This window comes from Paraglaciecola sp. (genome assembly GCF_039964565.1).
Classification (GTDB): Bacteria; Pseudomonadota; Gammaproteobacteria; order Enterobacterales; family Alteromonadaceae; genus Paraglaciecola.
The window spans coordinates 282,040-297,555 of the sequence record NZ_JBDVXF010000028.1; the positions used below are offsets into that span (position 1 = coordinate 282,040).

Consider the following 15,516-nt stretch of genomic DNA (forward strand, 5'->3'; position numbering starts at 1 on the left):
CCTGCCTCGTTAATTTTAGATATTTCTAGGATTGAACTTAAGCATCGGGTAAATTAGACAATTGCCCCCATCCAATATTAAGTAGTGAAACTCCTGCGGTTAGGCCAATATTTTATTAAAAAATATTTGCATAATTATTAGCGTGATTTGTAGCTTGTAGCGATGTTTTGTCTTTTTTATGCTGTGAATTTGCATAGCTATGAATTTTGTTAAAATTAAGTAAATATAAGTCTTTTATTGCACGATAATTTTAGCGAGAATAACCTATAAAATACAAAAAACTGTATATATCTCAGTCTTTTGTCTAATCTAGTATGGCTAATGTTTAAAAGCTTAGTATGCTTAGTATTGACAAATTTTCCTACCACTCACATGTTATAAAAGAATGGGCAAACACATGACGGTTGCAGATAACCAACATTCAATTCTACTTGAAAATGTCTTTAAACTAATTAATAAAAAAGTGGCTCCTGAACGAGTCGAACAAGTGACAAATTTTTCGAAAATATTATTTAAAAATATAGCGCGAGATGACTTAGATAATCGTAGTGATGACAATTTGTACGGTGCGACGTTAAGTCTATGGAATCAATTTGTAGACTATAAAGGTGACGCACCCTTTATTCGTGCTTTTAATCCTGCAATTAGTAAGCATGGGTGGCAATCTACACACACTATCGTAGAGATTATCGTCACTGATATGCCATTTTTAGTCGATTCGGTGAGAATGGCACTAAATAAAATGGGCATTACCGCACACTTATTGTTGCATTGTCCAATAGGTCTTAAACGAGACAAACAACACTCTTTTGTTTCTTTTGAGGACTCCAACAGTAAACACAAAGAGATAATCAGGCAAACAGTATTCCTGATCGAAGTAGACAGGCAAACCTCAAAGCAAGCATTAACACAACTAACCGAAGAGTTAATGTCTGTGGTAAACGACGTGTCTCTAGCTGTGCAAGACTGGCAGCCAATGCGAGCTAGATTAAAACAAATCATCGATGAGTTTCCTAAGTGTAATTGTCCAATTTCAGCACAAGAAAAGAAACAAACAGAAAACTTTTTGACATGGTTAAACGATCATAATTTCACCTTGATGGGGTACCGCTCCTATAGTGCCAAAGGTATAAAAGGTGACTACCGTTGGGTAGCAGATAATGACTCTAGTTTAGGATTGATGAAAAACTCAAAAACGAATCGAGAAAGAGTGTTATCTAATATTCCGTCTTCAGCAAGGGAAGAGGCTCTGAGTAACAATCCCTTGATGCTCACCAAAACCAATTCGCGCTCTAGAGTACATCGACCAGCCTATTTAGATTATGTGGGTATTAAGCGCTTTGATGATGAAGGTAAAGTGGTGGGTGAAGATAGATTTATCGGTCTATATTCGGCATCATTTTATAATAGCAGTGCGACGCAATTGCCTGTGTTGCAGGACAAAATCGATGCGATATCAAAACTATCTGGATTTGATCCAGACTCCCACGGTCATAAAGCGTTTCTGAATATCATTGAAACTTATCCACGAGATGAATTATTGCAGGGTAGCGTAACCGAATTAGCGCAGATTATTTTGGGTATATTCCAAATGCAAGAGCGGGGGATTTCGAGGTTATTCGCCCGTAAAGACGTGTTTGGAAGGTTTATATCCTGTTTAGTTTATGTTCCAAGAGAGCGCTATAACACTCAATTGCGAAAAGACACGCAAACGCTTCTACAACAATCATTCGCCAGCGAACAAGAAGTGGAATTTACGACTTACTTTTCAGAATCTGTGTATGCGAGAACGCATTACATTGCCAGAGTGAAAAACAACAATGCGGATTATAATGTGAAGGATATCGAGAAAAACATCATAGAGTTAACTAAGAGCTGGGATGACAGACTAGCGAATTCGATCCGTTCTAATCATGGTGAGGCCAAAGGAAAGAGGCTTGAACAAAGGTACGTGAATGCTTTCCCTAGCAGTTACAAAGAATATAATCTTCCTAGCGCTGCATTAGTCGATATCGAAAAGCTCGAGTTACTCAATACTGAACATACTCTAGATATGTTGTTTTATCGACCGCAAGAAGAGGGTCCAGAGAGTAAAGCGGTTCGCCTAAAACTTTTTCATAAAAATGAGCCAATTCATCTATCCGCTGTATTGCCTATGCTAGAAAATTTTGGGCTTAGGGTCATTGATGAAAGTCCCTATAAGATCAGTCCAAATGAAGAACAAGTTAATTGGATTATGGATTTCTCCATGTTGCATAACACCAGCAATGATATGGATATGGAGCAGGCGCAGACGTTATTCCAAACGGCGTTTTCAAAAGTATGGTACAACGCTTTGGAAGATGATCCCTTTAATCGTTTAGTATTGGGAGCAGGGTTAACAGGTAGAAATGTCACTATTCTACGCTCGTATGCTAAGTATATGCGTCAAATTGGTAGTTCTTTTAGCCGTGATTATATTGCAAACACACTGGCGAACTACCCCAATATTGCCACGCTACTTGTAGAACTATTCCATCAAAAATTTGATCCTAATACTAAACGCAGTGAAAAATTGGAAGATGCCACACTCAATAGTATTAAAGAACAACTTGAGAACGTGTCTAACCTAGATGATGACAGGATCATTCGCCGTTATCTGGATTTAATTTTGGCGACATTGCGCACCAATTTTTATCAAAAAGATGAGCAGGGTAAAGAAAAGTCATACATTTCTTACAAAATGTTGCCTGAGCTTATCCCAGACATGCCGTTACCACGACCGAAATTCGAAATTTTTGTGTATTCACCGAGAATTGAAGGGGTACATTTAAGAGGTGGTAAAGTGGCCCGTGGTGGGTTGCGTTGGTCGGACCGACAAGAGGACTTCAGAACAGAAATTTTGGGTTTAGTTAAGGCCCAGCAAGTCAAAAATACAGTGATAGTACCTGTAGGTGCCAAAGGAGGCTTTGTTTGTAAAAACTTGCCAATGGATCAAGGACGTGAAGCATTTCAAAAAGAAGGTCAAGAATGCTACAAAATATTTATCCGCAGTTTATTGGATATTACTGACAATATAGTCGAAGGGAAAGTGGTGCATCCTAAGGATGTGGTCAGATTGGATGAAGATGATGCGTATTTAGTAGTGGCTGCAGATAAGGGCACTGCTACCTTTTCTGACATTGCCAACGGAATTTCAGAAGAGTTTAATTTCTGGTTAGGCGATGCGTTCGCATCAGGTGGTAGCATTGGATACGACCACAAAAAAATGGGGATCACTGCTAAAGGAGCCTGGGAATCAGTTAAACGTCATTTCAGAGAAATGGGAAAAGATTGCCAAACCACCGATTTTACATGTGTAGCTATTGGTGACATGGCTGGGGATGTGTTCGGCAACGGCATGTTGTTATCTACTCACACGAAACTAATTTGTGCATTTAATCATTTACATATCTTTTTTGATCCCAGCCCTAACATTGAAACCACCTATAAAGAACGAAAACGTTTATTTGATAATCCTTCACTTAGTTGGGACGATTACGACCGTAAACTAATTTCGAAAGGAGGAGGCATTTTCAACCGCTCAGCTAAGTCCATTAAGCTGACAACAGAAATGAAAAAATGGTTGGGTACTAAACAACAAAGCATGACGCCAAACGAACTTATCCATAACGTTTTAAAGATGCCCGTCGATTTACTTTGGAATGGTGGCATTGGTACTTACGTTAAAAGTACTAAGGAGAGTCACGCCCAAGTTGGCGACAGAGCCAATGACGATGTTCGGGTTAATGGTAATCAATTACAAGCTAAGATTATCGGTGAAGGTGGAAATTTAGGCGCGACTCAATTAGGTAGAATCGAGTTTGCCGCAAATGGCGGCAAGGTCAATACTGATTTTATTGATAATGTGGGTGGTGTCGATTGTTCAGACAACGAAGTCAATATTAAAATTTTACTTAATTCTTTAGTAAATGCTGGCGATTTAACCATTAAACAACGTAACAAGATTTTGTACGATATGACTGATGAAGTAGGCGATTTAGTTATTCATGATTGTTACCGTCAAACTGAGTCTATATCCATTTCCGCGCTCGGTGGCGTTGGTCAATTAAGAGAACAGCTGCGATTTATACATGCTCTTGAGCGAGAAGGGTACTTAAACCGAGAATTGGAATTCATTCCAGCAGACGATGAAATTTCTGATAGGTTAGCAAGATCCTGTGGCTTAACGAGACCCGAGTTATCAGTATTGATTGCCTATGGAAAAATGGTCATGAAAGAGCTATTTAACGTTGCTCCCATTACCGATAACCCCTATCACGGTAAACTGTTGATTGAAGCTTTTCCTAAGAAACTACAAGAAAATTTCTCAGAGCAGATGCAACAACATCCACTAAGAAGCGAAATCATAGCCACTAAGTTAACGAATAATATTATTAACGATATGGGTATGAACTATGTATTTAGGATCCAAGAAGAAACAGGGGCGGGTGTTGATGAAATAGCCACGGCCTATTCTGTAGTGAAAGGCATTTTTGGCATGCAAAGCTTGTGGGATGATATTGAAGATCTAGATAACAAGATATCCTCTGACGTGCAATTGCGAATGTTAGATAGTATGCGAAGAACTATGCGCCGAGCTTCTCGTTGGTATTTACGTCATGGCAGCAAAACTCTTAGTATTCAAGAATCTATTGATAGTTACCGTTCAACCTTTGATGACTTATTTGCGAATATTCAAGATTACCTTGTAGAAAGCGAATATCAACAACTTGAAAGTTTGAGCTTAGAATTGACATCCGCTGGTGTACCAGATGCTATTGCTTACAGAGTGGCGTCACTTAGCAATATGTTTCCTTGTATGGATTTATCACAAATTGCTGAAACTGAAGATCGTGACATTAAACTAGTGTCTAACTTGTACTTTAAGTTAGGTTCAAAACTTGAATTACATTGGTTCTTGTCGCAAATCGATGGGCAAGCTGTGAGTAATCATTGGCAGGCATTAGCACGGGCTTCATATCGTGAAGAACTCGATTGGCAACAAAGGTCTATTACTTCAGTATTATTGGCTGGTGATCCAAAAAATAAAGATGCGGAATCAATTTTAAATAATTGGATGGACAATAACCAAGTGTTACTCGATCGCTGGTATCATATGATGTCAGAATTTAAAACCAGCAGTACACACGAGTTTGCAAAGTTTTCAGTGGCGCTTAGGGAGTTAATGTTATTAAGCATCAACGCCAGTAGCTGATATTTGCACCTACTCAAATAGGACCTACCCATAACACTTGTTACTTATTGTTAAAGTGATATGGGGATTTGTTTAACAACGCCCTGGTTTTCGCTAATACGTGCCAGGGCTTTTTTATGTTTAAAGAGAAATTATGTATCCCCTTATACAAAAATTATTGTTTACTCAAGATGCCGAATGGAGCCACGACTTCACAATTAACTGGCTCAAACGTACTCAAAACAGTTTACTGGATTGTGTATATCGACAAAATTTACCAGACAAACCGGTTACAGCGTTTGGGTTAACCTTTAAAAACCCGGTGGGATTAGCTGCTGGTTTAGATAAAAATGGCGAGTGTATCGATGCATTTGCAGCGATGGGGTTTGGCTTTATAGAAATTGGAACTGTTACACCAAAGCCACAACCTGGTAACGACAAACCTAGAATGTTTCGATTACCCCAAGGAAAGGCGATTATTAATCGAATGGGATTTAATAATAAGGGAGTAGACAATCTAGTTGAAAATGTAAAACGAGCAAAATATAGCGGAATATTGGGGATAAATATTGGTAAAAACAAAGACACGCCCGAAGAGCAGGCGCTACAAGATTACCTAATTTGTCTGCAAAAAGTATATAACTATGCCAGCTATATTACAGTCAATATCTCCTCACCAAATACACCAGGATTAAGAAACTTACAACATGGTCAAGCATTGGATGAGCTTCTTATCGGACTCAAAGCAGAGCAAAAACAGTTGCAGACTACATACAATAAGTATGTTCCGATCCTAGTGAAGATCGCACCTGATCTAACTGACCAGGAGATTGTCGACATGTCGAATTCTTTGATCAATGCCAAGATCGACGGTGTCATCGCAACTAATACTACTTTGGATAAAACAAGTGTTGACGGGCAGCAATATTCAAATGAAATGGGAGGACTCAGTGGTGAAGTATTGTGCTCCAAAAGTCAGGCGGTTACTGAGAAGCTTTGCAAGCAGATTGGCGGTAGGATACCGGTTATAGGCGTAGGGGGTATTCACTCCGCTAGCACCGCAAACGAAAGGATCAACGCCGGATCGACTCTGATCCAATTGTATTCTTCATTGATCTATCAGGGGCCAAAAGTGATCAGTGAGATCGTTAATTCCATATAATGATCCTGCGAAGATCTGTTTCTTTTATACTAAATAAATAGGTAATAAATTGCCCAAAGGCTAAAAACATATGTTACGTTTTTAGCCTTCGTTATTTATTGAGTTTGTTTCGTTTATGCTGCAACCCATGTCAGATTGGTTTTGGTTTTCTGAAAATAATCAGCTTATGTTGTCTATGGGAAAAGAATGGCAGTGCACCACTGCGTATGGACAAAAACAGATTATCGATTTACCCAAATCTCAACTGTTCAGTTTATGTGATACTGAATATTATTTATCCTTCGGCAATCATTTAGTCGCCAGTGGAGCCCGATTTTCTGATGCTCAACTAACTCACATTCTGATTAATGCCACAGCGGCGATAATGTTTCATAAACCTGTCACTCCGAAAAGTTGGTTTTTTGATGAAATAGAGTCCTTTGGATCTCACAATAGGTTAGCGAGAATATCAAATCGTTTTGATTCTGGTGTAGTATTGGTTTTGACCGACGAGGGGGCGTTGGCAACTTGTATGTTGATTTCCTCGCAACTGCAGTTAAATGAAAACAAGTTTATAAAGCAATTCGAATTGATTAAACTGGCTAAAAATCGGCTTGAACCTTTATTGTCAGAAATAAGTTCACAATTAACCGCTTAGTATTGTAACCGTAACTTATTCTATGAAATTCTCCTGTTCGATATCTCTTGCCTATTATTTACCGATTAAACATGCGCTTAGATGACAATTACCGTATAATCGCGGCCGTTTTAATCATAGAGTATCTTGAGTCGCACAATGAGCCAAACCACGTTCGAATTTTTAATCACCACGTCTAAGGGCTTAGACGGATTACTGCTAGAAGAGATAGCAGAAATATGCCCAGATGTGGCGCTAAAATCTAAACCTGGACAAGTGTTGTTTAGCGGTCATCTCGATGATGCATATAGGGTGTGTATCTGGTCTCGTTTAGCAAATCGAGTGTTAGTCAAGCTTGCCGAAGGTGAAGTGAATAGCGCTGATGATGTTTATAAGGTAGCAGATCAGGCTAACTGGCCAACCCATTTTAGTGTTACTGATACTTTTATGGTCGACTTTACTGGTACAAATCAAAGCATTAATAACACCCAGTTTGGTGGGTTGAAAGTTAAGGATGCGATAGTCGATCAGTTTTCAACTTTCTTCGATGAGCGACCATCCGTCAGTAAAATATCTCCTAGCATACGAGTGCAAGCGCGTATGTGGCGCAGCATCCTAGGCATTTATATTGATTTAACGGGGCAAAGTCTACACCAAAGACATTATAGAGCGAAAACAGGTATCGCTCCGGTTAAGGAACATTTAGCCAGTGCCATGTTAATAAGAAGCTGCTGGTGTAAGAATACCCATGCGCCACTCATAGACCCTATGTGTGGTTCTGGTACCGTTGCTATTGAAGCCGCGATGATAGCTGCAAATATAGCACCCGGTCTAAAACGCCAGTCTTGGGGATTTGAAGCTTGGAAACAACATGACAAGTCTACGTGGGATCAATTAATTCATGAGTCAGAGCAAGCCAGTCGAAGTCATGATGGCGTGATTTGGGCGAATGATATTGAGCGTTCAATAATCGCGGTGGCCAAAGAAAATGCTGCCGCTGCAGGGGTGTCTAACTTAATAAAATTTAGTCAACAAGACGCTTGTACTTTACCCTCATTAAACTTACCTAGTGGATATATAGTGAGTAACCCTCCATATGGTGAAAGGTTAAGTGAAACAACGCAATTAATCCCTGTGTTCCAAAAGTGGGGAACTTGGTTAAAGCAAGAGTTTAAAACGTGGCATCTGTCGTTGTTAACATCCGACCGCAATCTATTACGGGAAATGAAGTTAGCAGCTAAAAAAGAATACAAATTAATGAATGGCAAATTGGAATGTTCGTTAGTTAACTTTGAATTAGATGAGAAAAATTGCCAAGTTAGAGAAAATAAAACCGTTAATAATGATTTCGCCAATCGAATTTCTAAAAACTTAGTAAAGACAAAAAAATGGTTAAAAACTCAAAACACTAATTGTTATCGAATATACGACGCTGATTTACCTGAATACAATGTTGCAGTTGATAGATATGGCGATTACCTAGTAGTGCAAGAGTATTCAGCACCTAAAGATGTACCTGAACAAAAAGCGAAAAAGCGACTACAGGACGTGATGATGTCTTTACCTCAAGCTACAGGGGTAGCAGCAAATAAGATTATTCTTAAGGTCAGAGAACAACAAAAAGGTAAAAACCAATACCAAAAAGTGTCACAACGTAAAGAAACCATCGAAGTGTTTGAAAACGGTGCAAAATTTCAAGTGAACTTATATGACTACCTAGATACTGGATTATTTCTAGACCATAGGGTGACACGTCAATTGGTTCAAAAAAAATCCAAAGTTAAAGATGTACTCAACTTGTTTGCCTATACCGGAAGTGTATCGGTGCACGCAGCATTGGGCGGAGCAAAATCGGTCACCACAGTGGATATGTCAAATACATACATAGATTGGGCGAAAGAGAATTTTAAATTAAATAAGTTAACGGGAGCCTACGAATTTATTCAAGCTGATTGTTTAACTTGGTTGAGTCGCCACAACGGTAAGTACGATTTAATGTTTATCGATCCACCTTCTTTTTCCAACTCAAAACGAATGGAAGGAACTTGGGATGTACAAAGAGATCATGTCGCTTTAATCACTGATGCGTTAACTTGCCTCAATCATGGTGGTGAAATTTTGTTTTCAAACAACTTACGCCAGTTTAAGTTAGATCAAGCGGCGCTGAATAGTTTAGGGCTGAAAATCCGAGACATATCCAAAGAAACTTTACCGGAAGATTTCCAGCGCAATCCAAAAATACACCATTGTTGGTCGCTTGTTAAACACTAAGGTTGGTTAGATTTCATGAGTTTAATTTTATATACCGGCCAAGGTTGCTGCCTTTGTGAACAGGCAGAAGCGTTACTTAAGGAAGTGGATAAACACGCAGCATCTAAGCTTGAAAAAGTCGATGTGCGTTCAAGCGCGAATTTGTATCATTTGTTTGGTGCGCGGATCCCCGTTTTATTCCGAGAAGATAACCAAACTGAATTACCTTGGCCATTCGATTCTTTTCAAATAGGTGAGTTTTTACGTTGAGTTTATTGCAGTTAAAAAATGCCAGTATCATTCTTGGTCATCCCCCTCTATTAAATGGTATTGAACTAGTCATACATCCAGGAGAAAGATTATGTCTGGTTGGGCGCAATGGTTGTGGTAAGTCTACTTTACTTCGAGTGATTGAAGCAGATATCAAATTGGATGACGGTCAACGTTTGATAAATAAAGAAGTAAAGGTTTCCCGTTTACCACAAGATCCACCAGCAAGTGTGCAATGTAGTTTGTTCGACTATGTCGCCGAAGGGTTGGCTGAGGTAGGGGAGTATCTAAAGGGATATTTTCATACCGCAGATCTAGTTGCAGAAGATCCCTCTGATGCGAATATGGCCAAGTTAGAGTTCTTCCAGCAGCAACTTGACCATCACAATGGTTGGCAGCTTGAGCAACGTATACAACAGGTTTTAACTAAACTACAGCTTGATCCGAATCAACAACTGAGCAATTTATCTGGTGGTTGGAGGAGAAAAGCCGCGTTAGCAAAAGCGATGGCAAGTGAGCCAGATATTCTACTTTTAGATGAGCCTACCAACCACTTAGATATTGATATGATCAAGTGGCTTGAAGATGCCATTATGGGGTATTCAGGTGCGGTAGTATTTGTCAGTCATGACAGGGCATTTATTCGCAGAGTAGCCAGTCGTATCATCGATTTAGACCGCGGAAACTTAGTGAGTTATCCAGGTAATTATCAAGCATATCTCGATCAAAAAGCGCATGATTTGGAAGTTGAAGAAGCACAGAATGCGTTATTTGACAAAAAGTTAAGCATTGAAGAAGCATGGATAAGACAAGGTGTTAAAGCGCGACGTACCCGCAATGAAGGGCGAGTACGCGCCTTGAAAGCATTGAGAACGGAACGCTCACTTAGGGCCAATAAATTAGGAACGGCTAAAGTAAGCGTCAGCGAGTCTAAAAGCTCAGGAAAAATTGTCTTTGAAACTGAAAACTTACATTACAGCATTGCCGATAAACTTATTGTAGAGTCGTTATCTACCACTATTCTTCGAGGTGAAAAATTAGCGTTAGTCGGACCAAACGGTTGTGGTAAGAGTACCCTGATTAAACTGTTATTAGGACAATTATCACCGACTTCAGGTGTAGTTAAATCAGGCTCAAAGCTTGAAGTGGCGTATTTTGATCAACACAGAGACCAATTAGACGGTGAGCTAAAAGTTATAGATGCTATTGCTGATGGAAGAAGAGAAGTCACACTCAATGGCAAAACAAAACATGTCATGAGTTATCTACAAGATTATTTATTTACGCCAGAACGAGTTAACTCTCCTGTAAAATCTCTGTCTGGCGGTGAAAAAAATCGATTGTTGTTGGCTAAATTAATGTTAAAGCCTAGCAATATTCTTATTCTAGATGAGCCCACAAATGACTTAGATGTAGAAACCTTAGAGCTGTTAGAAGATACTATATGTAGTTACCCTGGAACGGTCATATTAGTTAGCCATGACAGGGAGTTTGTTGATAACGTAGTCACCTCGAGTTATTTCTTTGAAGGTAATGGCAAAATCAGAGAATTTGTTGGCGGTTGCACTGATATCAGTGATTGGTACGCTCAACAAACGTCACAAAAAGTGACAAAAGTTGCAACTAAACCTCAAACACAGAGTCCTAAAAACATTTCTACGGAAGTAAAAGGTAAAAAGTTATCATATAAATTACAACTTGAATTAGAATCTTTACCTTTGAAGATAGAAACGCTTGAAAATCAAATAGAGAATTTACAACAGCTAGTAAATGCCCCTGACTTTTTCAGCCAAGGAGCCGCAAAGTCAGACCCCATACTTGCAGAACTAGCTGAAACAGAAGCCTTGCTAAATCAAAGTTATGAAAGGTGGGATGAAATTGAAGCTTTGAACGAATAGCATAATATAAAAAGAAAATAACAATTAACATATTAGTAGTAAGTAGGATTAATTATACATGACTAAAACAAGGCTAGCCGCCGCATTATCTTTAGCCCTTTTAGTAGCGCCTAGTAGCGAAGCTGCTAAGTACACAGTGGTTGAATTACCTGTAGCTGACGAAGGACAAAATAGTTTTCCCAGTGCAATCAATCAAGATGGCAATGTTACAGTCAATGTGAATTCGCCGTTCAATATACCTATTGATTTAGATTTATTAGATTTTGAATCTGAAACTTTAGTCAATTTGCTAACTGATGTTCAAGCAGCGAGCAATGGTGATTTCAATAGTGTTGATTATCAGTTGTTACTCGCCTTAATCGATTCAGCGGATGGTAGTCAAACTTCGCAGCAAATAGCGAGTCGTATTAGTTTTTTAGCCTCTGAAAATGAAACAGATTACATTACTGGTTTTGATCAACTCACCGACTTCAGTAACGAATTTTCTATAGCTACCAATACGAACGTTAGGGATATCAATAATTCAGGTATGGCTGTAGGCAGCGGCGAAGGTTTCTACAATAAAGTAGACTATACCTTTGAAGACGGTGACGATGTCACTTTTATAGTGCACGAGTTTGGCACGCGCGGTTTTGTTAGTTTGGGAAATACAATAGTAGATTTACCCCCACCTGAAACAATCGCAGGGGGGTTTAGTGATGCCTTTGGTATCAACGAAAGTAATCAGGTTGTAGGTTACGGTTCAACATCATTTTTGACTGATACGTTAGAAACAGCCATTGAAAGTTGTGAAGATGAAGAGCTAGTAGACGACGACGATCCTGATACGACTGATTTTCCGGCAAGAGGGGACGTTCCTATTGAGTCTTGCATAAGTAGCGTCGTGAGTACATTTAGTAGCTCAGTTACCTCTTATGCGCAACTTAGAGGCTTGATTTGGCAATTGGATGACCAAGGTAATTTGTTAGATACCAAAGAACTCGGATTACTTTTTGAGCCAGAAGCCGAAGACACTACCGTATATAGTAGCCAGGCCATTGCAATTAATGATAATGGTATTGCCGTTGGTATTTCAAACGGGGAATATACAGAGAGTGACGTCACTGTCATCCGTAACTATGGTGTAATATTTGATGGTGACGAGATTATTAATTTAACCCCCGATCCTGAACGTATAGTGGCAAGAACCTCAAACACTATTAGTACCGCTCAAGATATCAATAACGATAACTTAGTAGTGGGCTATCAAGTTAAATCTGTAAATGGTACCAATAGAACCAAGTTTTACGTTTACGACATGAATTTATCGGAACTGACTTTCCCTGATGACTTCTTTTTGGGGTCATCGAGCGTAGCTTTGGATATCAATAACAATGGTCAAGTCGTAGGTTATGGAGATATCGATGCCTCGCTAACCGGACGTCGTACAGAAGGATTTATATATGACCATCAAACCCAAGAGTTTAGTGGTCTGCAAGGTCTAATTGACTGTGATTCACCCTATAAAATCGTGCAAGCCAATAGCATAAATGATAATGGAGAAATTGTAGCAACTGCCCGATATCAAGGGCCGTCAAAGGATGCAATGGGAGAGGTGGTTCTCGATTCAGCTGGTAGTGAAATTATTGTTGACTTAGTCACCGCTGTTAAACTGGTTCCAATAGTAGGTGGTGAGATCGAAGCATGTGATGTACCTGATGAAGTAAATAGAGATAGGCAAGGTGCCAACCTTTCTTGGATATTGGGGCTTGGCTTGTTAGTGTTAGGTTTTAGACGTAGAAATACAATCTAACTAACGTATTGTAATCACAAAGAAAACCGCCTTTAGGCGGTTTTTTTGTTTATTACTCCTATAAACAGAATGACTCAAAGATCACTTTGTTTATGGATTGGTAATAGAAGTCAAACCTTCGAATTTGTTGAGGCGGCACTAGCTAAACAGTAAATGAGATTAGTGAGTCAAATTGACACTATCGAGGTATGAAACCCACAGTTAAAGTAGGAAATGACGGTAGATTTGTATTATTACATTAATGTTAAAATAGCCGGTTTTATATACAAATTTAGTTTATGGGCAAAAAACACAATTTTTCAAACAGTTAAAAAATGTCAAATAATTTAAGTGATATTTACTATTGAACCAAACACCACTATCCACTATCTCTATTACGTGGCCATCAAGTCACCACAGGTAATTAATCATTCAAAAGAGGAAACTCAATGAAAAGACAAAAAAGAGATAAACTTTCAAGGGCGCATTCTAAAGGTTACCAAGCAGGCATAGCAGGTCGTTCAAAAGAGAACTGCCCGTTTCATACTTCAAATACAAGATCTGAGTGGTTAGGAGGGTGGCGAGAGGCCATCGGTGATAGAAGTATTGGACTCATTAGTCGATAAATAGTTAAATTAATAAGCCCCAAATTTGGGGCTTTAATTTTTATAATACGTTCATGGTGGCTATTAAGTCGATTTAAAAGCTACTGGTATCTTGGAATAAACCAACTTTCAAATCATTCGCTTGGTAAATCACTCTACCGTCAACTGCCACTGTTCCGTCACCTAAACCCATAAATAGTTTACGTTTGATGACACGTTTTAAATCAATTCGATAAGTCACTTTTTTAGCAGAGGGTAACACTTGTCCAGTAAATTTAACTTCACCCACACCCAATGCTCTTCCTTTTCCTGGCCCACCTGACCAGCCCAAGAAAAATCCAACTAATTGCCACATTGCATCGAGTCCTAGACAACCAGGCATGACTGGGTCACCAGGAAAGTGGCAAGCAAAGAACCAAAGGTCTGGAGTAATATCAAGCTCGGCTATAATGTAGCCTTTATCGTAAGTGCCGCCGGTATCATATATTTCAACAATGCGGTCCATCATTAGCATATTCGGTGCCGGTAATTGGCTATTTCCGGGCCCGAATAATTCCCCGGTACTACAAGATAAAAGTTCTTCCTTTGTGAAACTATTTTGTTGTTCTGTCATTCTATATACTGCCTAAATATTCTGAGGTGGGTAATTTAGCGAACACTTGTAAGCTAAACAACTCTGAACAGTGATATATTTCAACTTTTGAGCAAATTAACCTAAAGAAATGATTTTTTGAATGATATGAGTCAAATTAAACGTAGTGCTAATGCCGAAAAACAACGGCGGTTCAGGGAAAAACAAAAAGACAAAGGAAAAAAACAGGTGAGGGGATATGTCACTCCCCAAGCCATGAACTGTTATGCTGAGTTATCTGATAAAACAGGTTGGACAGACAGTGAAATGTTATCAAATGCGTTACGCATAACCTATGCAGCTTATAAATGTGGGCAAATTAAGCTTTTAAATGAATGGCTTAAGGATCACGAAAAGTAAAATGGCAAACACTGAAGTCGCTAAGAATACTAGAAATTACGAAACTGATTTACTCCGAGGTGTAGCCATAATATTGATGGTTATATTTCACTTCAGTTACGATTTAACCGTATTTAATTGGGCATATTTTAGTACTAGTGAAGATTTTGAATGGCGAGTATTTAGAGCGATCATTGTAAGCGGCTTTTTATTGGCTGTGGGTATGAGTAGTTATTTGGCTTATCACCACTCAGTAAATAAAAAGAAACTCGCTAAAACAATCACCAAGCTGTTTGCCGTCTCGCTTTTTATCACCTTAGGCAGTGTATTAATGGATCCCAATACTTGGGTGTACTTTGGGATCATACATTTTATTACTATAGCCTTGCCGGTTTCAGTGTTGTTTGTTCGTGCTCCGAACCTGGCATTATTTCTGGGTATCTTGTGTATAGCGGGTTATGGGACTAATTTCTATGATCTTTACCCGCTATGGGAATGGAGTGTTTTAAATATAGGTATACCTACTTTTACCGTCGATCTCGTGAGCTTTTTTCCTTGGATAGGAGTGGTGCTAATAGGAATATTTGTTATGCACAGGAATGTTTTTAACATAAGGGTCAAGCCAAATAGGGTACTAAATAAACTGGTATTTTTAGGGCAACATTCCTTAATTATTTATTTGCTGCATCAACCTATTTTATACGGTTTATTTGGTATCACAGATTTCGTCTTAGGACGTTAAATTGAGGGGTAAGAGAG

The 15,516-nt window shown here is 39.0% G+C and carries 11 protein-coding genes; 10 read left to right on the forward strand and 1 reads right to left on the reverse strand.

Features of this window, described 5'->3' with window-relative positions:
• The first annotated feature begins 397 nt into the window (after nt 1-397).
• From ABJK37_RS12030 to rmf, 8 genes are all read left to right on the forward strand, one after another.
• Nucleotides 398-5,236: an NAD-glutamate dehydrogenase gene (locus tag ABJK37_RS12030; RefSeq protein WP_348353827.1), complete on the forward strand. Its 4,839-nt coding sequence runs from the start codon at nt 398-400 to the stop codon at nt 5,234-5,236.
• Nucleotides 5,237-5,369: 133 nt separating this feature from the next.
• Nucleotides 5,370-6,377 (forward strand): quinone-dependent dihydroorotate dehydrogenase, encoded by a 1,008-nt coding sequence (pyrD, locus tag ABJK37_RS12035; protein WP_348353830.1) that lies wholly within the window; start codon nt 5,370-5,372, stop codon nt 6,375-6,377.
• A gap of 127 nt (nt 6,378-6,504) precedes the next feature.
• A complete protein-coding gene (locus tag ABJK37_RS12040) occupies nt 6,505-7,014 on the forward strand; it encodes a cell division protein ZapC domain-containing protein (protein ID WP_348353833.1) in 510 nt (169 codons plus the stop codon).
• A 138-nt stretch (nt 7,015-7,152) separates the two neighbouring features.
• Nucleotides 7,153-9,264: a bifunctional 23S rRNA (guanine(2069)-N(7))-methyltransferase RlmK/23S rRNA (guanine(2445)-N(2))-methyltransferase RlmL gene (gene rlmKL / locus ABJK37_RS12045; protein WP_348353836.1), complete on the forward strand. Its 2,112-nt coding sequence runs from the start codon at nt 7,153-7,155 to the stop codon at nt 9,262-9,264.
• A 15-nt stretch (nt 9,265-9,279) separates the two neighbouring features.
• Nucleotides 9,280-9,513 carry a glutaredoxin family protein gene (locus ABJK37_RS12050; RefSeq protein ID WP_348353839.1) on the forward strand — a complete coding sequence of 78 codons (234 nt, stop codon included), beginning with the start codon at nt 9,280-9,282 and terminating at the stop codon, nt 9,511-9,513.
• Complete coding sequence (locus ABJK37_RS12055; RefSeq protein ID WP_348353842.1) at nt 9,510-11,411, forward strand: ABC transporter ATP-binding protein; 1,902 nt, start codon at nt 9,510-9,512, stop codon at nt 11,409-11,411. The genes ABJK37_RS12050 and ABJK37_RS12055 overlap by 4 nt, the downstream gene beginning before the upstream one ends.
• Before the next feature lie 58 nt (nt 11,412-11,469).
• Nucleotides 11,470-13,203: a DUF3466 family protein gene (locus ABJK37_RS12060; RefSeq protein ID WP_348353845.1), complete on the forward strand. Its 1,734-nt coding sequence runs from the start codon at nt 11,470-11,472 to the stop codon at nt 13,201-13,203.
• A gap of 428 nt (nt 13,204-13,631) precedes the next feature.
• Entirely contained in the window at nt 13,632-13,808 is a 177-nt protein-coding gene (gene rmf / locus ABJK37_RS12065) for a ribosome modulation factor (protein ID WP_215928204.1), read from the forward strand.
• Nucleotides 13,809-13,881: 73 nt separating this feature from the next.
• Here the strand turns inward: rmf and fabA are convergent, their stop codons facing one another.
• Nucleotides 13,882-14,400 carry a 3-hydroxyacyl-[acyl-carrier-protein] dehydratase FabA gene (gene fabA, locus ABJK37_RS12070; RefSeq protein WP_348353850.1) on the reverse strand — a complete coding sequence of 173 codons (519 nt, stop codon included), beginning with the start codon at nt 14,398-14,400 and terminating at the stop codon, nt 13,882-13,884.
• A 126-nt stretch (nt 14,401-14,526) separates the two neighbouring features.
• On the opposite strand from fabA, the gene ABJK37_RS12075 reads away from it, so the two are divergent.
• Together ABJK37_RS12075 and ABJK37_RS12080 are read left to right on the forward strand one after the other, a co-directional pair.
• Nucleotides 14,527-14,778, forward strand: coding sequence for a hypothetical protein (locus ABJK37_RS12075; protein ID WP_348353853.1), 252 nt, complete (start codon nt 14,527-14,529; stop codon nt 14,776-14,778).
• Nucleotide 14,779: 1 nt separating this feature from the next.
• Entirely contained in the window at nt 14,780-15,499 is a 720-nt protein-coding gene (locus ABJK37_RS12080; RefSeq protein WP_348353856.1) for a heparan-alpha-glucosaminide N-acetyltransferase, read from the forward strand.
• Nucleotides 15,500-15,516: the final 17 nt, after the last annotated feature.

What these genes read in the sequence shown, in the direction of transcription:
- ABJK37_RS12030 (WP_348353827.1), top strand. Translation starts at nt 398, where the DNA reads ATGACGGTTGCAGATAACCAACATTCAATTCTACTTGAAAATGTCTTT.
- pyrD (WP_348353830.1), top strand. Translation starts at nt 5,370, where the DNA reads ATGTATCCCCTTATACAAAAATTATTGTTTACTCAAGATGCCGAATGG.
- ABJK37_RS12040 (WP_348353833.1), top strand. Translation starts at nt 6,505, where the DNA reads ATGTCAGATTGGTTTTGGTTTTCTGAAAATAATCAGCTTATGTTGTCT.
- rlmKL (WP_348353836.1), top strand. Translation starts at nt 7,153, where the DNA reads ATGAGCCAAACCACGTTCGAATTTTTAATCACCACGTCTAAGGGCTTA.
- ABJK37_RS12050 (WP_348353839.1), top strand. Translation starts at nt 9,280, where the DNA reads ATGAGTTTAATTTTATATACCGGCCAAGGTTGCTGCCTTTGTGAACAG.
- ABJK37_RS12060 (WP_348353845.1), top strand. Translation starts at nt 11,470, where the DNA reads ATGACTAAAACAAGGCTAGCCGCCGCATTATCTTTAGCCCTTTTAGTA.
- rmf (WP_215928204.1), top strand. Translation starts at nt 13,632, where the DNA reads ATGAAAAGACAAAAAAGAGATAAACTTTCAAGGGCGCATTCTAAAGGT.
- fabA (WP_348353850.1), bottom strand. Translation starts at nt 14,400, where the DNA reads ATGACAGAACAACAAAATAGTTTCACAAAGGAAGAACTTTTATCTTGT.
- ABJK37_RS12075 (WP_348353853.1), top strand. Translation starts at nt 14,527, where the DNA reads ATGAGTCAAATTAAACGTAGTGCTAATGCCGAAAAACAACGGCGGTTC.
- ABJK37_RS12080 (WP_348353856.1), top strand. Translation starts at nt 14,780, where the DNA reads ATGGCAAACACTGAAGTCGCTAAGAATACTAGAAATTACGAAACTGAT.